This is a genomic window from Peteryoungia algae (assembly GCF_030369675.1).
Taxonomy (GTDB): domain Bacteria; phylum Pseudomonadota; class Alphaproteobacteria; order Rhizobiales; family Rhizobiaceae; genus Allorhizobium; species Allorhizobium algae.
Window position 1 is genome coordinate 847824 of the sequence record NZ_CP128477.1, and the last position, 22602, is coordinate 870425.

At 61.4% G+C, this 22602-nt stretch carries 20 protein-coding genes; 11 read left to right on the forward strand and 9 right to left on the reverse strand.

Annotated elements, in window-relative coordinates; translation table 11 throughout:
- Positions 1 to 3: 3 nt before the first annotated feature.
- Positions 4 to 2073 carry a DNA topoisomerase IV subunit B gene (gene parE / locus QTL56_RS04375; RefSeq protein ID WP_229575402.1) on the reverse strand — a complete coding sequence of 690 codons (2070 nt, stop codon included), beginning with the start codon at positions 2071 to 2073 and terminating at the stop codon, positions 4 to 6.
- A 217-nt stretch (positions 2074 to 2290) separates the two neighbouring features.
- On the opposite strand from parE, the gene QTL56_RS04380 reads away from it, so the two are divergent.
- The 4 genes from QTL56_RS04380 to pyrG all read left to right on the forward strand — a co-directional run bounded on the left by QTL56_RS04380 (position 2291) and on the right by pyrG (position 6410).
- On the forward strand, positions 2291 to 3172 hold the full coding sequence (locus QTL56_RS04380; protein WP_370660324.1) for a dienelactone hydrolase family protein: 882 nt from the start codon (positions 2291 to 2293) through the stop codon (positions 3170 to 3172).
- A gap of 185 nt (positions 3173 to 3357) precedes the next feature.
- Positions 3358 to 4128, forward strand: coding sequence for a triose-phosphate isomerase (gene tpiA / locus QTL56_RS04385; RefSeq protein WP_245136905.1), 771 nt, complete (start codon positions 3358 to 3360; stop codon positions 4126 to 4128).
- Positions 4129 to 4236: 108 nt separating this feature from the next.
- On the forward strand, positions 4237 to 4638 hold the full coding sequence (gene secG / locus QTL56_RS04390; protein ID WP_229575404.1) for a preprotein translocase subunit SecG: 402 nt from the start codon (positions 4237 to 4239) through the stop codon (positions 4636 to 4638).
- Between the two features lie 134 nt (positions 4639 to 4772).
- A complete protein-coding gene (gene pyrG / locus QTL56_RS04395; protein WP_280640733.1) occupies positions 4773 to 6410 on the forward strand; it encodes a CTP synthase in 1638 nt (545 codons plus the stop codon).
- A 91-nt stretch (positions 6411 to 6501) separates the two neighbouring features.
- Here the strand turns inward: pyrG and QTL56_RS04400 are convergent, their stop codons facing one another.
- The 7 genes from QTL56_RS04400 to QTL56_RS04430 form a co-directional block, all read right to left on the reverse strand.
- Positions 6502 to 7716 (reverse strand): molybdopterin molybdotransferase MoeA, encoded by a 1215-nt coding sequence (locus tag QTL56_RS04400; protein ID WP_245136904.1) that lies wholly within the window; start codon positions 7714 to 7716, stop codon positions 6502 to 6504.
- Positions 7716 to 8213 (reverse strand): cyclic pyranopterin monophosphate synthase MoaC, encoded by a 498-nt coding sequence (gene moaC / locus QTL56_RS04405; RefSeq protein WP_245136903.1) that lies wholly within the window; start codon positions 8211 to 8213, stop codon positions 7716 to 7718. The genes QTL56_RS04400 and moaC overlap by 1 nt, the downstream gene beginning before the upstream one ends.
- Positions 8210 to 9025: an indole-3-glycerol phosphate synthase TrpC gene (trpC, locus tag QTL56_RS04410; protein ID WP_245136901.1), complete on the reverse strand. Its 816-nt coding sequence runs from the start codon at positions 9023 to 9025 to the stop codon at positions 8210 to 8212. The genes moaC and trpC overlap by 4 nt, the downstream gene beginning before the upstream one ends.
- A 10-nt stretch (positions 9026 to 9035) precedes the next feature.
- On the reverse strand, positions 9036 to 10058 hold the full coding sequence (trpD, locus tag QTL56_RS04415) for an anthranilate phosphoribosyltransferase (RefSeq protein WP_245136900.1): 1023 nt from the start codon (positions 10056 to 10058) through the stop codon (positions 9036 to 9038).
- A gap of 28 nt (positions 10059 to 10086) precedes the next feature.
- On the reverse strand, positions 10087 to 11976 hold the full coding sequence (locus tag QTL56_RS04420) for a peptidylprolyl isomerase (protein ID WP_245136897.1): 1890 nt from the start codon (positions 11974 to 11976) through the stop codon (positions 10087 to 10089).
- 217 nt (positions 11977 to 12193) lie between these two features.
- Entirely contained in the window at positions 12194 to 13483 is a 1290-nt protein-coding gene (gene gltA, locus QTL56_RS04425; protein WP_229575411.1) for a citrate synthase, read from the reverse strand.
- Between the two features lie 96 nt (positions 13484 to 13579).
- Positions 13580 to 13828, reverse strand: coding sequence for a hypothetical protein (locus tag QTL56_RS04430; RefSeq protein ID WP_245136896.1), 249 nt, complete (start codon positions 13826 to 13828; stop codon positions 13580 to 13582).
- Between the two features lie 195 nt (positions 13829 to 14023).
- On the opposite strand from QTL56_RS04430, the gene QTL56_RS04435 reads away from it, so the two are divergent.
- Complete coding sequence (locus tag QTL56_RS04435; RefSeq protein WP_245136895.1) at positions 14024 to 16234, forward strand: ComEC/Rec2 family competence protein; 2211 nt, start codon at positions 14024 to 14026, stop codon at positions 16232 to 16234.
- On the opposite strand, the gene lexA is transcribed toward QTL56_RS04435, so the two are convergent.
- Positions 16228 to 16944 carry a transcriptional repressor LexA gene (gene lexA / locus QTL56_RS04440; protein WP_245136894.1) on the reverse strand — a complete coding sequence of 239 codons (717 nt, stop codon included), beginning with the start codon at positions 16942 to 16944 and terminating at the stop codon, positions 16228 to 16230. The two genes, QTL56_RS04435 and lexA, sit on opposite strands and share 7 nt — an antisense overlap.
- A gap of 207 nt (positions 16945 to 17151) precedes the next feature.
- On the opposite strand from lexA, the gene QTL56_RS04445 reads away from it, so the two are divergent.
- The 6 genes from QTL56_RS04445 (at position 17152) to pdhA (ending at position 22598) form a co-directional block, all read left to right on the forward strand.
- Complete coding sequence (locus tag QTL56_RS04445) at positions 17152 to 17700, forward strand: DUF1003 domain-containing protein (RefSeq protein WP_245136893.1); 549 nt, start codon at positions 17152 to 17154, stop codon at positions 17698 to 17700.
- A gap of 19 nt (positions 17701 to 17719) precedes the next feature.
- Positions 17720 to 18613: a VOC family protein gene (locus tag QTL56_RS04450; RefSeq protein WP_245136892.1), complete on the forward strand. Its 894-nt coding sequence runs from the start codon at positions 17720 to 17722 to the stop codon at positions 18611 to 18613.
- On the forward strand, positions 18610 to 19458 hold the full coding sequence (gene kdsA, locus QTL56_RS04455; protein WP_245136891.1) for a 3-deoxy-8-phosphooctulonate synthase: 849 nt from the start codon (positions 18610 to 18612) through the stop codon (positions 19456 to 19458). Before QTL56_RS04450 ends, kdsA begins: the two co-directional genes overlap by 4 nt.
- A 212-nt stretch (positions 19459 to 19670) precedes the next feature.
- Positions 19671 to 20945: a phosphopyruvate hydratase gene (eno, locus tag QTL56_RS04460; RefSeq protein WP_229575417.1), complete on the forward strand. Its 1275-nt coding sequence runs from the start codon at positions 19671 to 19673 to the stop codon at positions 20943 to 20945.
- Between the two features lie 140 nt (positions 20946 to 21085).
- On the forward strand, positions 21086 to 21403 hold the full coding sequence (locus tag QTL56_RS04465; RefSeq protein ID WP_229575418.1) for an FtsB family cell division protein: 318 nt from the start codon (positions 21086 to 21088) through the stop codon (positions 21401 to 21403).
- Positions 21404 to 21551: 148 nt separating this feature from the next.
- Positions 21552 to 22598 (forward strand): pyruvate dehydrogenase (acetyl-transferring) E1 component subunit alpha, encoded by a 1047-nt coding sequence (pdhA, locus tag QTL56_RS04470; RefSeq protein WP_229575419.1) that lies wholly within the window; start codon positions 21552 to 21554, stop codon positions 22596 to 22598.
- Positions 22599 to 22602 lie beyond the last annotated feature (4 nt).

Here is a 22602-nt window from a genome sequence, read left to right on the forward strand (position 1 = left end):
CCGTCAGATGTCGAGGTTCTCGGCGAAGGCCGCACGGTCCTGGATGAAGCGGAAACGGGCCTCCGGCTTGGTGCCCATCAGCGCGTCCACCGCATCGCGCGTACCCTCGAAGTCGACATCGTCGATGCCGACCCGAAGCAAGGTGCGCTTGGCGGGATCCATCGTCGTTTCCTTGAGCTGCGCCGGCATCATTTCGCCGAGGCCTTTGAAGCGCCCGATCTCGACCTTCTTGCCCTTGAACACCGTCTCCATGAGTTCCGCGCGGTGAAGATCGTCACGGGCATAGACGGTCTTTGCACCCTGACGGATGACATAAAGCGGCGGCACGGCGAGGTAGAGATGGTTGCCGCGGATGAGCTCCGGCATTTCCTGGTAGAAGAAGGTGATCAGCAGCGAGGCGATGTGCGCGCCATCGACATCGGCATCTGTCATCACGATAATCCGCTCGTAGCGCAGATCTTCATCGCGATACTTCGTCCGTGTGCCGCAGCCGAGTGCCTGGATGAGATCGGCAATCTGCTGGTTGGCCATCAGTTTTTCCCGGCTGGCCGAGCCGACATTGAGGATCTTGCCGCGCAGCGGAAGGATTGCCTGGTTCGCGCGGTTGCGGGCCTGCTTGGCCGAGCCACCGGCCGAGTCACCCTCGACGATGAACAGTTCGGCGCCTTCGGCCGTGTTCTGCGAGCAGTCGGCAAGCTTGCCCGGCAGGCGCAGCTTGCGCACGGCGGTCTTGCGGTTGACTTCCTTCTCCTTGCGGCGACGCAGCCGTTCCTCGCAGCGCTCGATGACCCAGTCGAGCAGCTTGGCGGCTTCGTTCGGATTGTCGGCGAGATAATGGTCGAAGGGGTCGCGCAGAGCGTTCTCGACGATGCGTTGCGCCTCGACGGTTGCCAGCTTGTCCTTGGTCTGACCGACAAATTCCGGCTCTCGGATGAAAACCGACAGCATGCCGACCGCAGAGATCATCACGTCGTCGGTCGTGATCTCGCGGGCCCGCTTGTTCTGCGTCAGTTCGGCGTAGTTCTTGAGACCCTTGGTCAGCGCGATGCGCAGGCCCGCCTCATGCGTACCGCCTTCGGGCGTCGGGATCGTGTTGCAATAGGAATGCAGCGCCGGATCGCCACCATACCAGGTCACGGCCCATTCCATCGCGCCATGTCCGCCGGTCTTTTCCGTCTTGCCGGCGAAGATTTCTCGGGTGACGGTGAATTCCTTGCCGAGCGTGGCCGCCAGATAGTCCTTCAAGCCGCCGGGGAAGTGGAAGACAGCCTTTTCCGGAATGTCGCCGCCCTCGGGAACCATGCCCGGATCGCAGGACCAGCGGATCTCGACACCGCCGAAGAGGTAAGCCTTCGAACGTGCCATCCGGAAGATCCGGCCCGGATCGAACTTCGCATGGTCGCCGAAGATCTGCGGATCGGGATGGAAGCGGACACGCGTCCCCCGGCGATTATGGACTTCACCCAGCTCTTCGAGGCCGCCCTGCGGCACGCCGCGCGAAAAAGTCTGGCGATAGAGCTTGCGATTGCGCGCCACCTCGACTTCGAGCAAGTCCGAGAGTGCATTGACGACGGAGACGCCGACGCCGTGCAGACCGCCCGATGTCTCATAGGCCTTGCCGTCGAACTTGCCGCCGGCATGCAGCTTGGTCATGATCACTTCGAGGGTCGACTTGCCCGGCACCTGCGGATGCAGTTCAACCGGGATGCCGCGCCCGTTGTCCGAGACCGTCAGGAAGCCTTGCATGTCGAGATGCACGTCGATGAAGTTGGCATGGCCCGCCACCGCTTCGTCCATCGAGTTGTCGATGACTTCGGCGAACAGGTGATGCAGTGCCTTCTCGTCCGTGCCGCCGATATACATGCCCGGCCGCATCCGCACCGGCTCAAGGCCTTCGAGAACGCGGATCGACGAGGCGCCGTATTCGTCGCCGGAAGAGGTCGTCGGGGAGGCAGGCGGCGGCGGCGCAGCTGCTGCGGGTCGAGCGGTCGGGGCCCGGGTTGTGGTGGACACGGGTTCTGCCTCGACCTTCTGGGCGAGCGGCATTCCGGAAAAGAGATCGTTGTCGTCCATGGCGTCGTTCGATACTCTGTTGCTGTTCGATGCCGGACCTGAGGCACCTTCCAAAAGCTTCTGCACCTGGCCAGTCGCATCTGCGAATCAGTCGGATTGTGCCAGAAAGGCAGGGCAGGCGCGAAGGGCCAGACAGCCGGCGCATGTTGAATTCGGGCCAGCTTTGCGTGGCGCATTTCGCGAAGGCAAGCGTGAGCCGAGAGGAAACCCATCTTCCATGCAGATGTCCACAGCTCATTTCCGCACCGCGGCGATTTCCTGCGTTCTCTTTCCGTTTCTGTTTCTGGCAAGTGCCCGTGCCGAGGCCGTCGGTCCATTCAAGGATGAGCTCTTCTCGGCCCAGACCGTGATCGAAGCCGGCGATGGCGGTGACTTTACCATCATCGATTATGATGAGATGCGCGACATCAATGGCCGCGACAGCATTCCCGAACGCCGGGTGAAGGATCGCTACGTCTCGCTCAAGGTTCGTCGCTTTCAGGAGAACCAGACCCTCGATCTGGCAACCGGACCCATGCAAGTCGGGAGAATCGGCCTCGATCAGGGCCAGGCTTTCACCGTGATCTTCATCCATGGCCGGGGCGGGGACCGGCGCCTGGGGCTCAATGACATCAGCTTCGGCGGCAACTTCAATCGGCTGAAGAACCTCGCCGCCGAAAACGGCGGGACCTATTACGCTCCTTCGGTCAAGAGCTTCGACGAGAAGGGTGTCGCGGACGTGGCCGCCCTTGTGGCCTATGCTTCGGCCCGATCCGGCGGCAAGCCCGTGGTCCTCGCCTGCGCCTCGATGGGCAGCTTCATCTGCTGGGGTCTTTCGCGCGATCCGGCAACTGTGGCGAAACTCTCCGGAATGGCGATCCTCGGGGGGGCACCGGATCCGGCCTTGCCCCAGAGTGCCGCGGCAAAGGCCCAGTTGCCGATCTGGTTCACCCATGGCAGCCGCGACAGCGTCTATGCCGCAGACGACCAGTTGGCGATCTATCGCAAGCTGCGCGGCGCAGGTCAGCCGGTTCGTTTCACGCTCTTTGAAAGCGGCTCGCACGGCACGCCGGTGCGCATGACGGACTGGCGCGCCTTGCTCAACTGGCTGGTCCGCTAACCTCGATCGTCAGGGCCAGGGCTTGATCACCCGCTGGCCGTTGTCGGTGATTTTGCCGCTTGTCTAGGCAATCTCGGTCCGGATTTTACCATGCTGCCTGATTAAGCAGCCAATCTCTCACCGCAATCTTTCCTTTAGCGCTCAGATTTGCTACTTCGCAGGAGCGAAATAGGGGTTTTGACGATATGACACCGGATGTTCGTCCGCTGGTTGCGGGCAATTGGAAGATGAACGGCACGCGGGCTTCGCTCGACCAGATCAAGGCGATCGCGGAAGGCGTCCAGGGCCCCCTGTCTGAGAAGGTCGATTGCCTGATCTGCCCACCGGCGACCTTGCTCTATGTTGCGACGGCACTGTGCACCGACAGCCCGCTGCAGATCGGCGCGCAGGACTGCCACCAGAACGTATCCGGCGCGCATACCGGTGACATCGCAGCTGAAATGATCGCGGATTGTTTCGGTACCCATGTGATTGTCGGCCATTCCGAACGCCGCACCGACCATGCCGAAACCGACCATCTGGTGCGCGCCAAGGCGGAGGCTGCCTATGCCGCTGACCTGACAGCCATCATCTGCATCGGCGAGACGGCGGAGGAGCGAAAGTCCGGCCAGACCCTGGATATCCTCAAGCGCCAGCTCGCCGGCTCGGTTCCCGATGGCGCAAAGGCCGAGCGCACCGTGATCGCCTACGAACCGGTCTGGGCGATCGGGACGGGGCTGACCCCGACGACGGCCGATGTCGCCGAAGCCCATGCATTTCTGCGGACCGAACTGGCCGAGCGTTTCGGCGCCGAGGGCAAATTGATGCCAATCCTCTATGGCGGATCGGTGAAGCCATCGAATGCGAGAGAACTCATGGCCGTCGAGAACGTCGATGGTGCGCTGATCGGCGGTGCAAGCTTGAAGGCCGAAGATTTCCTCGCCATATACCGGGTCTACGAGGACCTCACCGCCTGAAGGGCAAAGCCTGGAAATGCGGAGTAGGGGGTTTCATTGCCCGTTCCTCTCATGTAAAGAGCCGCCAACCTCATTGATTTTGCCCCTGTCGGGCAGGATGGACATTCCATGCAGACCGTATTGCTCGTAATTTATCTCATGGTCGTCGTCGCTCTGATCGGCGTCGTCCTCATCCAGCGGTCGGAAGGCGGCGGTCTCGGTGTCGGTGGCGGATCGGGCTTCATGTCTGCGCGTGGCACGGCGAATGCCCTGACCCGCACGACGGCTATCCTCGCGACCCTGTTCTTCATCATCTCGCTGGCGCTTGGCATTCTCGCCCGCTACGAAACCCGTCCGACCGATATCCTCGACCGGATACCGGCCGGCAGCGGCACCACTCAGGGCGGCGGCAGCGTTCTCGACCAGCTCCCGGGCGCAGCCCCGGCACAGCCCTCGACGACGGCTCCGGCAGAATCCGCACCGGCGACGCCGGCTCCGGCTGCCGACCCCAACGCCGTTCCGAACAACTGATCGGAACGGGATCCATCACTCCGGCGGGCTCCAGGGTCCGCCGGTTTTCTTTTGTCTGAATTCCGCCACTCCACACGAAAAATGTGGGACAAACCCGATTGGGGCTGGCGGAATCGAATCTGAAACGGTATCCGGTGAAGCCCATGGCGCGATATGTATTCATCACTGGCGGCGTGGTTTCCTCTCTCGGTAAAGGAATTGCGGCCGCAGCTCTCGGGGCATTGTTGCAGGCACGGGGTTACCGCGTGCGTCTGCGCAAGCTGGACCCCTATCTCAACGTTGACCCGGGCACCATGAGCCCGACTCAGCACGGCGAAGTTTTCGTCACCGACGATGGTGCCGAGACCGACCTCGACCTTGGCCACTACGAGCGGTTTACCGGGCGCTCGGCGACCAAGACCGACAACATCACCACCGGCCGCATCTACAAGAACATCATCGACAAGGAACGACGCGGCGACTATCTCGGCGCGACCGTCCAGGTCATTCCGCATGTGACCAACGAGATCAAGGATTTCGTCATCGAGGGCAATGACGACTACGACTTCGTCATCTGCGAGATCGGCGGCACCGTCGGCGACATCGAAGCCATGCCCTTCATGGAAGCGATCCGCCAACTCGGAAACGACCTGCCGCGCGGCACTGCCGTCTATGTCCATCTGACCTTGATGCCCTTTATACCGGCAGCCGGCGAGCTGAAGACCAAGCCGACGCAGCATTCGGTCAAGGAACTGCAGGCGCTGGGTATCCACCCTGACATCCTGCTGGTTCGTGCCGATCGCGAGATCCCCCAGGCCGAGCGCCGCAAGCTTTCGCTGTTCTGCAACGTTCGCGAAAGCGCCGTGATCCAGGCTCTCGACGTCGCCAACATCTACGACGTGCCAATGGCCTATCACAAGGAAGGCCTCGACAACGAGGTTCTGGCCGCCTTCGGGATCGAACCGGCACCGAAGCCGCGTCTGGACGCATGGGAAGAGGTCTGTAACCGCATCCGGACGCCGGAAGGTGAAGTCACGATTGCGATCGTCGGCAAATACACCGGCCTCAAGGATGCGTACAAGTCGCTGATCGAGGCACTTTATCACGGTGGCATCGCCAACCGGGTCAAGGTCAACCTCGAATGGATCGAATCCGAGATCTTCGAAAAAGAGGATCCGTCGCCATGGCTCGAGAAGGTCAACGGCATTCTTGTGCCAGGCGGATTCGGCGAACGCGGCTCCGAGGGCAAGATCCTGGCCGCGCAGTTTGCCCGCGAGCGGAAGGTCCCCTATTTCGGCATATGCTTTGGTATGCAGATGGCGGTCGTTGAAGCCGCCCGTAATCTCGCTGGCATTGAAAATGCGTCCTCCACCGAATTCGGCAAAACGGCAGAGCCTGTTGTGGGTCTGATGACCGAGTGGATGAAGGGCAACGAGCTCGAAAAGCGCTCGGCTGTCGGAGACCTCGGCGGCACCATGCGTCTCGGCGCCTACAAGGCATCGCTCAAGAAGGGCACGAAGATCTCCGAAATCTATGGATCGGCCGATATTTCTGAGCGCCACCGCCATCGCTACGAGGTCAATGTCGACTACAAGGACCGGCTGGAATCCTGCGGTCTGGTCTTCTCGGGCATGTCGCCGGACGGCCTCTTGCCGGAAACGGTCGAATATCCGGACCATCCATGGTTCATCGGCGTCCAGTACCATCCGGAGCTGAAGTCCCGTCCTCTGGACCCGCACCCGCTCTTTGCAAGCTTCGTCGGCGCAGCCCTTGAGCAGAGCCGCCTCGTCTGAGACCGATAGCACCATAGCGACCACAGACCCGGCCATGTGCCGGGTCTTTCGATTCTCGGACAAGGGTGGAAGGCGCAGACCGCCTGGCCGTTCAGGGACGCAGCAACAGGACCGGGACAGTGTCTCCGGCAACGATGGCTGGTGCATAGGGTGGACGCACGATAAGGCAATCGGATTGCGCGAAGATCCGCATCATCGATGAATCCTGTTTGCCGAAGCTCTCGACGGCGGGCATGTCCCCCCAGCCATCCATCAGCCGCGCCCGGACATAGTCCTGCCGCTTGTCGTTGGCAGACAGCGCGGTGTGTGACCGGGCAATTGCCATGCGCTGTCGTGGCTGTCGATGCCCTAGATGGCAGAGCAGGGGCTCCAGGAAGAGAAGCCCGCAAACGAGGCTGGAAATCGGATTGCCAGGAAGCCCAAGGACGTGCATCTCGTCCAGCCGTCCGACCATCAGCGGCTTGCCCGGCCGCATGGCGATCCGCCAGAAATCGAGCTGCATGCCGGCTGAAACCAGCGTGGGCTGAACCAGGTCGTGATCGCCGACCGAGGCGCCACCGAGCGTGACGAGCACGTCGGCACGGCAATCACGCGCCCGATTGACCGCATTCAGCAGCAGATCCCGATCGTCAGGCACGATGCCGAGGTCGAGGATCTCAGCACCATTGTCTCGCGCGAGTGCTGTTATACCAAATGTGTTGGATCCGATGATCTGGCTCGGACCGGGGGTGCTGCCGGGCGAGACAAGCTCGTCGCCGGTAGCAAGGATCGCGATCTTCGGACGTCGGAAGACGGGAAGCCGCGCATGGTTCATGGCCGCTGCCAGCGTCAGGTGACTGAAATCGAGCTGAATACCCGCAGCGAGAGCTACGTCGCCCTCGGCAAAATCCTGACCTCTCGGACGGATGTGGCGGCTCTTTGTAACGGCAAAGGCTGTGCGGATCCGCCCGTCATCGAGCTTTTCGGCATCTTCCTGAAGAAGAATGGTGTCGGCTCCATCCGGGACGGGTGCACCGGTGAAGATCCGCACGGTCTCGCCGGGACCGACCTTGCCCGAAAATCCATGACCAGCTGCTGACTCGCCGATGACGGTGAGCACGGATCCCACCGCGGCTGCGTCTCCCGCGCGAAGCGCGTAACCATCCATGGCGGATGCATCAAAGGGTGGTTGGGTGAGCCGGGCGCTGAGGTCGGCCGCGAGCACGCGACCATTGGCGTCAGAAAGGGCAATCTCTTCAGTCGCGACAATCGGACGGGCTGCGGCCAGAAGCCGCGCCAGCGCGTCCTCGACCGGTAGCAGCGACATCAGTTGCGCTCCGGATGGCGGAAATCGCCCGACTTGCCGCCACTTTTCTCCAATACGCGGATGCCGCCGATTTCCATCGTCTTGTCGACGGCTTTCGCCATGTCGTAGATCGTCAGGCAGGTGACCGAGACAGCCGTCAGCGCTTCCATCTCGACGCCGGTCTTGCCGGTCAGCTTGACGGTTGCCTCGACCCTCAGTCCGGGAAGGGCCGGATCTTCGGCGATGTCGACGGTGACTTTCGACAGCATCAGCGGATGGCAGAGCGGGATGAGATTGCTGGTCTGCTTGGCCGCCATGATGCCGGCGATCCGAGCGGAGCCAATCACGTCGCCCTTCTTGGCATTCCCGGCCATGATCGTTGCAAGAGTGCCGGGATTCATCCGCACAAATCCTTCGGCGACCGCGACACGAACCGTGTCATTCTTGGCAGAAACATCCACCATATGCGCCTCACCGGAGGCGCCGATATGCGTCAGTCCGCCGGGCGCGGCCGTCATTCGGCCGCCAGGGTGCCGGTCCTGCCGGTCAGCAGCAGGCGCGTTGCAGAAGCGACGTCGTCCTTGCGCATCAGGCTTTCGCCGACGAGGAAGGTCGAAATACCGGATTTCTCCAGCCGCTGGCAATCCTCATAGGTGAAGATACCGCTTTCGCCGACCAGCAGCCGATCGTCTGGGACCATGGGCGCCAGCTCTTCGCTGACAGTGAGGCTGACCTCGAAGGTGCGCAGATTGCGGTTGTTGATGCCGACCAGCGGCGACTTGAGCTTTAGTGCCCGTTCCATCTCTTCGGCATCATGCACTTCGACCAGCACGTCCATGCCGAGTTCGAAGGCGAGGCCCTCGAGCTCAGCCGCTTCGCCGTCCGACAGCGAGGCCATGATGAGCAAGATGCAGTCGCCGCCCCAGGCGCGCGCTTCATAGACCTGATAGGCGTCGAACATGAAGTCCTTGCGCAGGGCCGGCAGGCTGCAGGCCTTGCGCGCCGCCGTCAGAAACTCCGGGGCGCCCTGAAAGCTCGGCGTATCCGTGAGCACCGAGAGGCAGGTTGCGCCGCCGGCCTCATAGGCCGCAGCGAGCAATGGCGGATCAAAATCCGGTCGGATCAAGCCCTTGGATGGACTTGCCTTCTTTATCTCGGCGATCAGGCCGAAGCGGCCTTCGTTCCGGGCGTGCAGAAGCGCATCATGAAAACCGCGCGGCGCGTCCTGGGCCGCGACCCGGTCCTTGAGTTCGGCGAGCGAAACGGCAGCCTTTGCCGCCGCGATTTCTTCCCGCTTGTATGTCTCTATGCGCTTCAGGATGTCGGTCATGGTCTGGAGCTTAGCCCTGAGTGGCGGAATTGGAAATGGTGACCAGCGTTTCGAGTGCGCGTGCAGCACTGCCGGTATCGAGTGACTGGCTGGCGAGATGCATGCCCTCGGTCACGTCCTGTGCCTTGCCGGCGACGATGAGTGACGCGGCCGCGTTGCACAGTGCCACGTCGCGATAGGCTGTCTTGGCCCCGCCGAGCACGTCCCGGAGGGCCGCCGCATTCACCGCGCCATCGCCACCGCGGATGGCATCGAGTGACACGGTTTCGACACCGAAATCGTCGGGGGAGAGCTCGAAGCTTCGGATGTCGCCATCCTTGAGTTCCGCCACATGGCTCGGACCGGTCGTGGTGATTTCGTCGAGGCCGCTGCCATGAACGACCCAGGCACTGGTCAGCCCGAGGTCCCGCAAGGCTTCAGCCCCGGGGATGAGCCATTCCGGCGAATAGACGCCGAAAAGCTGTTTCTTGACCCGTGCCGGGCTCGAAAGCGGGCCGACAATATTGAAGATGGTGCGGGCGCCCAGTTCGACACGGGCGGGTCCGACATGGCGCATGGCCGGATGATGCAGCTGTGCGAACATAAAGCCGATCCCGGCCTCCCGAATGCAGCGCGAGATCAGGTCAGGCTCGATGTCGAGTTTCACTCCGAGCTGCGAGAGCGCATCGGCGGTGCCGGATTTCGAGCTGAGCGCTCGGTTGCCGTGCTTGGCGACCGGAACCCCCGCACCGGCGACGATCAGCGCTGCCAGCGTGGAGATATTGTAGGTGTTGGTGCCGTCGCCGCCGGTTCCGACGATGTCGATTGCGTCTTCAGGCGCATCCACCGGAACCATCTTCTGCCGCATGATGGACACAGCGCCGGCGATTTCGTCGACGGTCTCGCCGCGCACACGCAAGCCCATCAGGAAGCCGCCGACTTGCGCCATGCTGGCTTCGCCCGACATCAGGATTTCGAATGCGTCGCTTGCTTCCTGTCGCGTCAGTGGCTGGCGCGCAGCGATCTTGGCGATGAAGGGTTTCAACCCGGACATGACACAGCTCCCCCTTGATGGTCTGCGTTTATCGAACGATGGCCTGCTGGGCCAACGCCTGATTGAAGACCACGCCGTATTCCGCTTGCAGCTGGCTCACCATCTGGTCGAGAATGTCGTCTCCGGCCGCATTGGCCAGCTGGCCGATCTGCTGGTCCTCGCTCAGCGGGACGCCGCCGGTCGGCTGATCGCGGACAGCCGTGACCGAAAGCAGGATCTGCGTCGAGGGATCGGCGCCCGACGCGGTCGCGACCGTGCCCTGCGGGCCCGAGAAGGCGGCTGTGACGGCTGCCGGCCCAAGAACGGCATCTTCACTGCGGCGGGTAATGCCGGCCTTGCTTTCGACGGCGATGCCGAGTTCGGACGCGATATCCTCCAGCTTGCCGCCGTCGGCGATCCGCTTGCGCAGGCTCTCGGCGAGGGCGCCGAGCGCAATGCGCTGCTGTTCGGCCGTCCAGTCAGCCACGGCCTTTTCGCGCACTTCGGCAAGTTCCCGGTCACGTTCCGGCTTGATATCGGTGACATCGAACCAGATGAAGCCATTGTTGCCGAGATTGACCGGAAGAGCTTCGATACCGATGTCGGTGCGGAAGACTTCCGTCAGCAGCTTGTCACGCTCCGGAATGCCCGCAATTTCCGTTTCGCGATTGTCGAGGCCGCGGCGGTCGATGTCGGTGATGGTCGCAGTCTTGAGCCTGAGCTGGTCTGCGGCTTCCTTCAGCGTCGAACCGCCGGCGCGCAGGTCTTCGAACTGGTCGTGCACGGTGGTGATATCGGCGATCGCAGCGGCTTCGGCAAGCGCAGTGCGGATCTCTTCCTTCACCTCGTCAAGGCTCTGGGTGCGTCCATCCTTGATGTTGCTGATGCGGAGGATCACCGGTCCGAGCGCCCCGTCGACTACGGGGGTGGTGCCACCTTCCGTCGTGACGGCGAAGGCCGCTTCCGCAAGGGCCGGATCGGGCAGGCGGTCGCGGGTGAATTCGCCCAGCAGCACGTCGCCCGCAGTCTTGCCCTGATCGCTAACCAGCTGGTCGAAGCTAGTGCCGTTCTGAAGTTCCGAAAGGGCGGCATCCGCAACTTCACGATTTTCGAAGGACAGCTGCTCGATGGTGCGCGTGCCCGCGATTTCGTAGGTCGCCTTCCGGCGTTCGTAATCTTCGCGGATCTGTTCGTCGGTGATCGCAGACGTGTCCGCGATGTCGGCAGGCTCGAGCTTCACATAGTTGAAGCTGCGATATTCCGGAGCCCGATAGCCCGACTTTGTCGTGTCGAACCAGGCAGCGAGCGTCGCGTCGTCGGGTGCCTTGACCGGCTCTATATTGGCATTGGTCAGCAGCAGATAATTGATGTCACGGTTCTCGTAACGATAGGACTTGATCGCATCGATGAGCACCTTGGGAGCGACGAAGCCGTCCGCAGTGGCATCGACGATCTGGCTGCGGATCGCGACCTTGGAGCGTTCCTGGATGTAGTCGTCTTCACGCAGGCCCGCACTGCGCAGGCGAGAGGAGAACAGGCCACGGTCGAAGCTGCCGGCTGCATTCTTGAAGGCCGGATCATCGGCGATCAGCTGCGCCAGTCGATCCTGCGAAAGCCCGAGGTTCATGTCTGTGGCGAGCTGATCGAGGGCTGCGCCGGCTGCGAGCTGCGAAAACACCTGTGCCTCGATGCCGAAGGCTCGCGCCTGCTCGGTGGTGAGCTGCATGCCGAACCGGCTGCTCATGTCCGACACCTGCCGCTGATAGGCGAAGGCAAAGTCGCTCGACGAAACCGTCTGGTCTCCGACGGCGACAACGGTATCGGACGTGTTGCTGAACAGCGATGCCGATACGCCCCAGACGCCGAAGGAGGCGACGAGCAGGACAAGCAGGATCTTGGCGAACAGGGTTTGGGAAGCTTTTCTCAAGACGACGAGCATCGGGACGCATGAACCTCATTGTAATTCTTCGTGTGGGACGAAGCAGGTTGACTTCCTTAGAACAAAGCTCTCGGGAAATGAAGGCATCAGGGTGCGAAATGCGCAGCCATCACGCGGAGTTTGACCGCTTTGGGCCCGCCGGACAGACAATCAGCCAACCGAAACGAAAAAAGGCCGGACAGAGCCGGCCTTCTTGATCGCGATGATAACGGGCGCCTCAGCGTTCCGAAAGTGCCTTGTAGTCCCGCTGCGGCTCACCGGTATAGAGCTGGCGCGGGCGACCGATGCGCTGCTGCGGATCTTCGATCATCTCGTTCCACTGCGCGATCCAGCCGACGGTGCGGGCGAGCGCAAACAGAACGGTGAACATGGTCGTCGGGAATCCGAGCGCACGCAGCGTGATGCCCGAGTAGAAGTCGACGTTCGGGTAGAGCTTCTTCTCGATGAAATAGGGATCGTTGAGCGCGATCTTCTCGAGTTCGAGCGCGACCTTCATCAGCGGATCGTCGGCATGGCCGGTGGCTTCGAGGACCTCGTACATGGTCTTCTGCATGATCTTGGCGCGCGGATCGTAGTTCTTGTAGACCCGGTGGCCGAAGCCCATGAGCCGGAACGGATCATTCTTGTCTTTGGCCTTGGCGATGTATTCGGGAATGCGGTCGACCGAGCCGATTTCCATCAGCATGTTGAGGGCCGCCTCGTTGGCGCCGCCATGGGCTGGGCCCCAGAGGCAGGCGATGCCGGCCGCGATGCAGGCGAACGGATTGGCGCCCGAGGAACCGGCCAGACGCACGGTCGAGGTCGAGGCATTCTGCTCATGATCGGCATGCAGGATGAAGATGCGGTCCATGGCACGGGCCAGAACCGGATTCGCCTGGTATTCTTCGCAGGGTACGGCAAAGCACATGCGCAGGAAGTTCGACGCATAATCGAGGTCGTTCTTCGGATACACGAAAGGCTGGCCGATGTGATATTTGTAGGCCATGGCCGCAATTGTCGGCATCTTGGCGATCATGCGCAGCGAGGCGACCATCCGCTGGTGCGGATCGGTGATGTCGGTCGAGTCGTGATAGAAGGCGGAGAGCGCACCGACCGTGCCGACCATGACGGCCATCGGATGGGCGTCGCGGCGATAGCCGGAGAAGAACTTGCTCATCTGCTCGTGCACCATCGTGTGATGCGTGACGCGATAATCGAAGTCCTTCTTCTGCGCTGCCGTCGGCAGTTCGCCGTAGAGAAGAAGGTAGCAGACTTCCAGGAAGTCGCCCTTTTCGGCAAGCTGCTCGATGGGATAACCGCGATGCAGAAGCGTGCCTTCGTCGCCGTCGATATAGGTGATCTTGGATTCGCAGGATGCCGTGGACGTGAAGCCCGGATCGTAGGTGAACGTGCCCGTGTGCTTGTAAAGGGCGGCGATGTCGATGACGTCAGGGCCGATCGTGCCGGCCTTGACGCTCAGGTCGACCGTCTTGTCCCCAAGTTGCAAAGAAGCGCTTTTGTCCGTCATGCTGATCCTCCGGTATTGGCGGGAAGGCGTCTCGAAAAAGCCGCCATCGGTTAAGCGTGTTGATGTTAGCTATATGATACCGAAGTTAATGCCAAGCTATCCAAAGGGCAAATTGTGCATCGCGAAATCGGCAACAATCGAACCGATCGGTTCTTGTCGTTTGCGGCTCGGATAGGCGGCAGAATCACCAGGCTCTGCAAGCTTTGATTGTTTTTCGTTTTGCCTTATCTTGGCCTTGGATGGTGTGGATCCGGCCGAGCGAGCGCAATGGTCGAAGTGGCGGAAAAACAGGGGGAACCAGACATTCGATCCGGTCTGCTGCCGGCTCGTCGCCCTGTGCTTCATCCGCCTTCCTGGTCCACCGCAACTCGTCGGACAGCCTCCGGTTTCCACCTTTCGATTTCAACCGTTTTGCGTCGCGTCCGCGACTATGTTCGCGAGCGCCTCATGGAGGAGATCAGTTACGGGCATTTCTTCCACTTTGTCCCGGTGTGCCTCGGTGCCGGCGCTGCAATCTGGTTTTCTTTGTCGAGTCCACCCTTGGCGCCGGTCCTTGCTCCGCTTGTGCTTGCTCTCCTGTTTGCGCTGTCGCGATCGGCGCGGGACACGGCGTCAAATCTGATTCTCTGGAGCGCCTGCCTTGCTGTCGTCGGCATGCTGCTTGCGGAGTGGGAGGCGAGGCGCGTTTCGACCGTCATCATCGACCAGCCGCTCGTCACCACCGTGACTGGTATCGTCGAGCGCAGGGAGCAAGGCGCGGCCGGCGAGTGGCGCTATACGCTGAGGCTGACGGGGACGGTGGAGCCTACCGTGCGGCGGCCGCCTGAAAGGGTCACTCTGCTGGCACGCAGCAAACATGCACCGGCTGCGATCGGCGACTGGCTCAGCGGGCGGGCGCGGCTCTCGCCACCGTCGGGTCCCGCCTTGCCCGGTCTGAACGACTTTGCCTTTCAAAGCTATTTCTCCGGCATCGGCGCTGTCGGTTTCTTTCTCGGTCCGCCTCAGGCGAAACTGGCCGGAGAGGATAATGGAGCCGGGTTGGTCGCGCGCTTCGATGCGGCATTGTTCTCCCTGCGGGACCGGATCTCGAATCGCATCCGCTCCGTCATTCCAGGCGATCCTGGCGCCTTTGCCGCCTCGATCATCACGGGAGAGCGTCGCTCCATGTCGACCGCGGCGACCGAGGCGCTTCGGGCTTCGGGCCTTGCCCATATCACCGCAATCTCGGGTCTCAACATGGCCCTCGCCGCCGGCATATTTTTCGTCGGCCTGCGCGGTCTGCTCAGCCTCGTGCCGGCGCTGGCCGAGCGATATCCGATCAAGAAGATCGCGGCTGCGGGCGCGTTGATTGCCACGACCGGCTATGTGCTCATTTCCGGCTATCAGGTCTCTGCGCTGCGTGCCTATCTGATGACCGCCATCATGCTGGCTGCAGTTCTCTTCGACCGTCCGGCCGTCAGCCTGCGCAACCTGGCCCTGGCTGCAACAGCCATTCTTGTCGTACAGCCTTCAGCTGTGATGGGGCCGAGTTTCCAGATGTCCTTTGCGGCCACTGCAGGCCTGATCGCCGGCTATGCCGGCTGGCGCTCCAGGCCACGGGCCATGCTGCCGCCGATGCGGTCACTCGGCCTGCGCGTTGCTGCGGGCGGCGGAAAACTCATCGGCGGTACTCTGGCGACATCCCTGATCGGCGGACTGGCCACCGCAATCTTTGCCATCACCCATTTTCACCGCCTGTCGACCCATGGACTTGAAGCCAACCTCGCCGCCATGCCGCTGATTTCGCTGGTGGTCATGCCGGCAGGCTTCATTGCCATGCTGCTCATGCCCTTCGGCCTTGATGCACCCTTCTTCTGGATCATGGGGCAGGGGCTCGAACTGGTTCTGCATGTCGCCTACATGGTTGCCGGCTGGGGTGGAGGTTACGTCTTTCCGCGCCTACCCGGCTGGTTCATGCTCGGAACGATCACCGGCATGCTCCTGCTGACGCTGTTTCGCAGCAGTCTCAGACATGCAGGAACCGTCCTGATCGCGGTGACGCTCGTTGCGACATGGCTTGGGCCGAGACAGGAACCCGGTGAACTGATGATCAGCGAGGATGCGAGACTAGTGGCGCTCTGGAGCGGTGACGGCGCCGCACGGACCCTCGCTATCAACCGAACTCGGCCGCCGGCCTTCATCTTCGATCAATGGCGACCGGTGCTGGATGTCGAGACGACGATGCCGCCCCAAATGCTTACGATTGGCGAATTGCCAGCGCCACCTGACTGGCGAACCGGAGAGACCTGGAGCGCAGCGCAGCGATCGGCTGCTGCAACGCTTCTCGATCAATTGACCAAATCTGCCAGGATGGACCGGTTCACCTGCATCAAGCAGGCCTGTGTCGCCCGGATGGACACGGGGAAATTGCTGATGACCCTCGACCGTCCCGACCTGGTCGGGGTTGGCTGCGACCTTGCCGATGTCGTCGTTCTGGCGGCTCGCACGCGATTGACCGCCTGCCGCTCGGGTGCGGCGCTTCTGTCGCAAAGCAGCCTCAGGGCCACCGGCGCTGTCGAAATTTCCGGCCTTGCAGACGCGCCGCAGCACCTGGTGATCAGAACATCTTTCGAGGGGAAGCCGAGACCGTGGACGCAACACCGCCTCTACGACTGGCGCACGGCATCGGCGGCAGACGAACACACCATCCCCCAAGCATCAGAAAGCCGGACAACGGCGCAACAACTGTCGCCGACAGCTGACGCTCAGTGATACCGGCGGATGAGGCCGACCAGCTTGCCCTGGATCTTGACCCGATCCGGCGGGAAGATTCGCGTTTCATAGGCCGGATTGGCGGCCTCCAGCGCGATCGACGCGCCACGCCGGCGGAACCGCTTCAATGTTGCTTCCTCGTCGTCGACGAGCGCCACGATGATGTCCCCCGGATTGGCGTTGGACGCATTGCGGATGATGACGGTATCACCGTCGAGGATCCCGGCTTCGATCATCGAATCGCCCTTCACCTCGAGGGCGTAGTGATCACCGGAGCCGATCATCTCGGCCGGCACGGTAATGTCATGCGTATTGTTCTGGATTGCAGAGATCGGTACGCCAGCCGCGATACGGCCCATGACGGGAACCGAGATGGAAGAACTCCTGTCTTCAACCGGCTGCTTGGTGAGTGTTGGCGCTGGCGGTGCCTTGCCAAGACTGCCTTCGATCACGCTCGGGGCAAAACCGCGACGGGGCTGCATGCTCGGAGAATAGGCTTCCGGCAGTTTGATAACCTCAAGGGCGCGAGCTCGATTCGGCAACCGGCGGATGAAGCCGCGTTCCTCGAGCGCCGTGATCAGCCGATGGATGCCGGATTTCGATGCGAGATCCAGCGCGTCCTTCATCTCGTCGAAGGAAGGCGGGACGCCCGATTCTTTCATCCGCTCGTGGATGAAGAGAAGCAGTTCCTGTTGCTTGCGCGTCAGCATATGCGGTGCCCCTAAGGTGAAACAAATACAGAACAGACACTATCTGTTCCATTTGTGTTCCGCAAGGGGATAAATTTTCGTGAAGAGCCGGTGAGAAAATGCGATGGCCTGATGTGCAGGTCTTGAAACAGTCCGATTTTGTACCGCTGCAATGCAAAGAGCGGATACTTTCAAAGCCCAGCGGACCTTTCTCGGGGAATAAGACGAATGCTCAAGGACATTGAAAATCTCGTTTTGGGGAAGACGCAAGCCGATCTGTCTTCTGCGGAAAAGAAGGTGCTGAAGCGGGCTCGGGAGCGCCGCACGGTTTCGACCAACGCCGGCGAGGAATTCCTGGCCCATGCGACCGTCGGTCAACGATTGGCAGACGGCATTGCGAGGGTGGGTGGCTCCTGGGGCTTCATCATCGCCTTCATGGTGCTCTTCGTAGCCTGGGTGGTTCTCAACACCGTGGTTCTGGCGACCCGCTCCCTCGACCCTTATCCGTTCATCTTCCTCAACCTTCTCCTGTCCATGCTGGCCGCGATCCAGGCCCCGATCATCATGATGAGCCAGAACCGCCAGGCCGAGCGCGATCGGTTCATGGCGGCAAAGGATTATGAGATCAACCTCAAGGCAGAGATCGAGGTTTTGGCCCTTCATCACAAGATCGACGAACAGGTACTCAAGGAATTGCGCGAAGCGCGGCAGCAAATCGACGCATTGCGCCAGACGCTCGAAACCCTTTCAATCCAGCCGCGCAATTCCCAAATCTGACGCAGAACTCGAGAGAAATATGTCCAATCCCATCACGTCCCCCCGCGCCATCGATCATCTCGTCCTCCCGGTCGTGGATCTCGAAACCTCCCGCGATCGGATGAGCCGCCTCGGCTTCACGGTTGCGGCCGATGCCCGCCATCCATTTGGGACCGAGAACGCCTGCGTCTTTTTTGCAGATGATACCTATCTGGAGCCCCTGGCCGTCGGCAGCCGAGAAGGCTGCCTTGAGGCTGCACGCATCGGCAATGTGTTTGTCGCACGCGATCTCGCCTTCCGCTTTCGCCGTGGCGAAGGCCTCTCGGCCATCGTCGTGAAGACGGACGATGCAACTGCAGATGATAGACGGTATCGCGATGAGGGACAGAGCGGCGGGCCCGTTCTCGAATTTTCGCGGCAGTTCCGATTCCCTGATGGGCGATCGGCGGAGGGGGCTTTCCGGCTCGCCTTTGCAGCCGACCTGCGTTCGCCTGATTTCTTCGGCTTCGCCTGTGAACGCGTAAATCCGATACCGGCGGATCGCGGTGACTTGGTCGTGCACGCCAATGGTGCCGCCGGTCTTCGGCGAATCGTCCTGGTCGAGGAAAATCCGAGTGATTTCCAGTATCTGCTGGAAATGGTGCTCGATCAGCGCGACGTCACGGCGCATTCCTTCGGCATGGCGATCGAGGCATCCAATGCCTCGGTTGACGTCCTGACCTCCGAAGGGTGTTCGGCCCATTACGGTCTGGATTCCAGGCATCTGGAACGCGGTCTCCTGGGCGCGGCCGTGGTGGTCGCCGTCGCCGATCTCGGCGTGACAGAAGCCTGCCTCGCTGCTAATGGCGTCGGCTATCACAAAACGGGCGCGCGGCTGGTTGTCGCGCCGGAAAAGGGCCAGGGCGTCACCTTTGCCTTCGAGGAGTTGAAATGAGCATTTCTCCCAATTCGGAAGTCGTGGTTGGCGAAGGCGCCGGCAAGGCTGTCTTCTCACAAAAAATCCGCTTCGCCTTGATCGCCGGCCCCTGCCAGATGGAAAGCCGTGACCATGCCTTCATGATCGCGGGGCAACTCGTCGAGTTGTGCCGCGAACTCGGGCTCGGGCTCGTCTACAAATCCTCTTACGACAAGGCGAACCGCACCTCGTTGTCTGCCGAGCGCGGCATCGGCCTGGAAACGGCGATGGAAGTCTTTGCCGACATCAAGAAGGAATTCGGTGTGCCCGTCCTCACCGACATCCACACGGAAGAGCAGTGCGCGGCCGTCGCGCCGACTGTGGATGTCCTGCAGATCCCCGCCTTCCTCTGCCGGCAGACGGATCTGCTTGTTGCCGCCGCCAAGACCGGCCGCGCGATCAATGTGAAGAAGGGACAGTTCCTGGCCCCTTGGGACATGAAGAACGTGCTGAACAAGATCACCGGTTCCGGCAATCCGAACGTGCTGCTTTGCGAACGCGGCGCGTCCTTCGGCTACAATACGCTCGTCTCCGACATGCGCTCGCTGCCGATCATGGCGGCCATGGGCGCGCCTGTCGTTTTCGATGCCACCCATTCGGTGCAGCAGCCGGGCGGGCAGGGTGGTTCCTCCGGTGGCCAGCGTGAATTCGTCGAGACGTTGGCTCGCGCAGCCGTCGCTGTCGGCGTCGGTGGGCTCTTTATCGAGACTCACCAGGACCCGGACAACGCCCCGTCGGATGGTCCGAATATGGTGAAGATCACCGACATGCGCCGGCTTCTGGAAAAACTCATCGCCTTCGACGATCTGGCCAAGGCATCCTGACGGACTCTCGCGGCGCTTTCAGCAGTTGAACGGGAAGCGCCGCGGGTCCTTGCGGTTTAAATCGATTAGATTTCGTCCGTTCCGGCTCCTATCCGTCATTGTATTTTCCCGATCATCGGATAAGAGAGGATGACTCAAAGGCAGGTCCGGGGGCTCCGCGCCCGGTGATCGGCCGCCGAGCCTTGTCCAATTTCCGTCACCAGGGAGCGAACATGACCGCCATTACCGACATCATCGGCCGCGAAATCCTCGACAGCCGCGGCAATCCGACCGTCGAAGTCGACGTCTATCTCGAAGACGGCAGCATGGGCCGTGCGGCTGTCCCCTCGGGAGCCTCGACCGGCGCGCATGAAGCCGTCGAATTGCGTGACGGTGGCTCGCGTTACCTCGGCAAGGGCGTCGAGAAGGCGGTCGAAGCCGTCAATGGCGAGATCTATGATGCAATCGGCGGTCACGAGGCCGAAAACCAGATCCAGATCGACAATCTGATGATCGAACTCGATGGCACGCCGAACAAGGCACGCCTCGGCGCCAACGCCATTCTTGGCGTATCGCTGGCCGTCGCCAAGGCCGCGGCCCAATCCTCCGGTCTGCCCCTCTATCGTTATATCGGCGGCCCGAACGCCCATGTCCTGCCGGTTCCGATGATGAACATCATCAACGGCGGTGCCCATGCCGACAACCCGATCGACTTCCAGGAATTCATGATCGTGCCGGTTGGCGCCGACACCATCCGTGACGCCGTGCGCATGGGTTCGGAAGTCTTCCACACGCTGAAGAAGCAGCTCGCAGCCGATGGCCACAACACCAATGTCGGCGACGAAGGTGGCTTTGCGCCGGGCCTGGCATCCGCTCCCGCTGCCCTCGACTTCATCATGAAGTCGATCGAAAAGGCTGGTTACCGTCCGGGCGAGGACATGCATATCGCGCTCGATTGCGCCTCGACCGAGTTCTTCAAGGACGGCAAGTATGTGCTTGAAGGCGAAGGTCGCACGCTCGAACCGGAAGCCATGGCGGACTATCTTGCCGAACTCGCTGCCAAGTACCCGATCTTCTCGATCGAGGACGGCATGGCCGAAGACGACTGGGATGGCTGGAAGTCGCTGACCGACAAGATCGGCAAGAAGGTCCAGCTCGTCGGCGACGATCTTTTCGTCACCAACTCCGCGCGTCTGCGTGACGGCATCAAGATGGGTGTCGCCAATTCCATCCTGGTCAAGGTCAACCAGATCGGCTCGCTCTCGGAAACCCTCGACGCCGTCTCGACCGCACACCGCGCCGCCTACACAGCCGTGATGTCGCACCGTTCGGGCGAAACCGAGGATTCGACGATTGCCGATCTCGCAGTTGCCACCAACTGCGGTCAGATCAAGACCGGCTCGCTCGCACGTTCCGACCGCACCGCGAAGTACAACCAGCTGATCCGCATCGAGGAAGAGCTTGGCCCGCAGGCCGTCTACGCAGGCGCCTCGATCCTGCGCGGCTGATCCTGCCCGATCTCCCTTCGAAGCCCGTGCCGGTCATCCCGGCGCGGGCTTTTTCTTTTGCGCTGCGACAGGGTCAACCATCGGTTAAGACATGCCCGCTAATCTGAGTGCCAGTTTCGCGTTTCAGGGCAATTGTCGGCATGTGGACCAGGCATCACAAGAAAAAGAAATACGGCCGCCTTATTCTGCCCGCTGTCACAATCGCTTTCCTGTCCTATTTCGGTTACCATTCGATCCATGGCGACTATGGCTTGAGGGCAGGACAGCAGTTCGAGCGCATCCGGCTGGAGCGCGCCTCCGAGCTGGAAAGGCTCGTTGCGCAGCGCATGGTCTTGGAGAAGGAAGTGAGCCTCTTGAGTGACGGCTCGCTGGACGAGGACATCATTGACGAAAAGGCGCGCTATCAGCTCAATATGTCGCGCCCGGATGAAATCGTGATCTTCAACACCTATTTCTGATTAACTCAAATCGGGTTAATTCGAATTCTTTCATTTTTTACAGTTGCTTGCGGCGAATGAGAGCCATGCATTTATGGCATTGCCGCCGTCGGCTTTCTTCCCTATTCTGTCGTCAACTTTGCACCATAATAACCCATGGGAGGGATGCATGGCGCCTCGCAAGCCTGCGACTGCGACCGGTCGGAAGCCTTCGACCAAGCCTGCCAAGAAAGAGTTCACGCAAGGAGCGATCGTCGAGTTCGACAAGGCTCAGGAGATCCTGGCCTATCGCGAAATGCTGCTCATTCGTCGTTTTGAAGAAAAGGCCGGGCAGCTTTACGGCATGGGCTTCATCGGTGGTTTCTGTCACCTGTATATCGGCCAGGAAGCTGTCGTTGTCGGCATGCAGATGGCGCTGAAGGACGGCGATCAGGTCATCACCGGTTATCGTGACCACGGCCACATGCTGGCTTGCGGTATGAGCGCGCGTGGCGTCATGGCCGAGTTGACCGGCCGTCGCGGCGGCCTGTCGAAAGGCAAGGGCGGCTCGATGCACATGTTCTCCAAGGAGAAGAATTTTTATGGCGGCCACGGTATCGTCGGCGCCCAGGTCTCGCTTGGCACGGGTCTCGCCTTCGCCAACAAGTATCGTGGCAACGACAATGTCTCGCTCGCCTATTTCGGCGACGGCGCCGCCAACCAGGGCCAGGTCTACGAGAGCTTCAACATGGCTCGTCTGTGGAACCTGCCGGTAATCTACATCATCGAGAACAACCGATACGCCATGGGTACCTCTGTCTCGCGCGCTTCTGCCCAGACGGATTTCTCCCAGCGCGGTGTGTCCTTCAACATTCCAGGCATCCAGGTGGACGGCATGGATGTGCGTGCGGTCAAGGCTGCCGCGGATCTGGCGGTCGAGCATTGCCGTTCCGGCAAGGGCCCGATCATCCTCGAAATGCAGACATATCGCTATCGTGGCCACTCGATGTCTGACCCGGCGAAGTATCGGACCAAGGAAGAAGTGCAGAAGATGCGTTCCGAGCAGGATCCGATCGAGCAGGTCCGCGCACGTCTGCTCGAAAAGGGCTGGGCGAGCGAGGACGAATTGAAAGCGATCGACAAGGACGTCCGCGACATCGTGGCCGACTCGGCCGATTTCGCCCAGGCCAATCCGGAGCCGGATGCATCCGAGCTCTACACCGACATCCTGCTGTAATCGG

What these genes read in the sequence shown, in the direction of transcription:
- parE (WP_229575402.1), bottom strand. Translation starts at nt 2,073, where the DNA reads ATGGACGACAACGATCTCTTTTCCGGAATGCCGCTCGCCCAGAAGGTC.
- QTL56_RS04380 (WP_370660324.1), top strand. Translation starts at nt 2,291, where the DNA reads ATGCAGATGTCCACAGCTCATTTCCGCACCGCGGCGATTTCCTGCGTT.
- tpiA (WP_245136905.1), top strand. Translation starts at nt 3,358, where the DNA reads ATGACACCGGATGTTCGTCCGCTGGTTGCGGGCAATTGGAAGATGAAC.
- secG (WP_229575404.1), top strand. Translation starts at nt 4,237, where the DNA reads ATGCAGACCGTATTGCTCGTAATTTATCTCATGGTCGTCGTCGCTCTG.
- QTL56_RS04400 (WP_245136904.1), bottom strand. Translation starts at nt 7,716, where the DNA reads ATGTCGCTGCTACCGGTCGAGGACGCGCTGGCGCGGCTTCTGGCCGCA.
- moaC (WP_245136903.1), bottom strand. Translation starts at nt 8,213, where the DNA reads ATGACGGCCGCGCCCGGCGGACTGACGCATATCGGCGCCTCCGGTGAG.
- trpC (WP_245136901.1), bottom strand. Translation starts at nt 9,025, where the DNA reads ATGACCGACATCCTGAAGCGCATAGAGACATACAAGCGGGAAGAAATC.
- trpD (WP_245136900.1), bottom strand. Translation starts at nt 10,058, where the DNA reads ATGTCCGGGTTGAAACCCTTCATCGCCAAGATCGCTGCGCGCCAGCCA.
- QTL56_RS04420 (WP_245136897.1), bottom strand. Translation starts at nt 11,976, where the DNA reads ATGCTCGTCGTCTTGAGAAAAGCTTCCCAAACCCTGTTCGCCAAGATC.
- gltA (WP_229575411.1), bottom strand. Translation starts at nt 13,483, where the DNA reads ATGACGGACAAAAGCGCTTCTTTGCAACTTGGGGACAAGACGGTCGAC.
- QTL56_RS04430 (WP_245136896.1), bottom strand. Translation starts at nt 13,828, where the DNA reads ATGAAGCACAGGGCGACGAGCCGGCAGCAGACCGGATCGAATGTCTGG.
- lexA (WP_245136894.1), bottom strand. Translation starts at nt 16,944, where the DNA reads ATGCTGACGCGCAAGCAACAGGAACTGCTTCTCTTCATCCACGAGCGG.
- QTL56_RS04445 (WP_245136893.1), top strand. Translation starts at nt 17,152, where the DNA reads ATGCTCAAGGACATTGAAAATCTCGTTTTGGGGAAGACGCAAGCCGAT.
- QTL56_RS04450 (WP_245136892.1), top strand. Translation starts at nt 17,720, where the DNA reads ATGTCCAATCCCATCACGTCCCCCCGCGCCATCGATCATCTCGTCCTC.
- kdsA (WP_245136891.1), top strand. Translation starts at nt 18,610, where the DNA reads ATGAGCATTTCTCCCAATTCGGAAGTCGTGGTTGGCGAAGGCGCCGGC.
- eno (WP_229575417.1), top strand. Translation starts at nt 19,671, where the DNA reads ATGACCGCCATTACCGACATCATCGGCCGCGAAATCCTCGACAGCCGC.
- QTL56_RS04465 (WP_229575418.1), top strand. Translation starts at nt 21,086, where the DNA reads ATGTGGACCAGGCATCACAAGAAAAAGAAATACGGCCGCCTTATTCTG.
- pdhA (WP_229575419.1), top strand. Translation starts at nt 21,552, where the DNA reads ATGGCGCCTCGCAAGCCTGCGACTGCGACCGGTCGGAAGCCTTCGACC.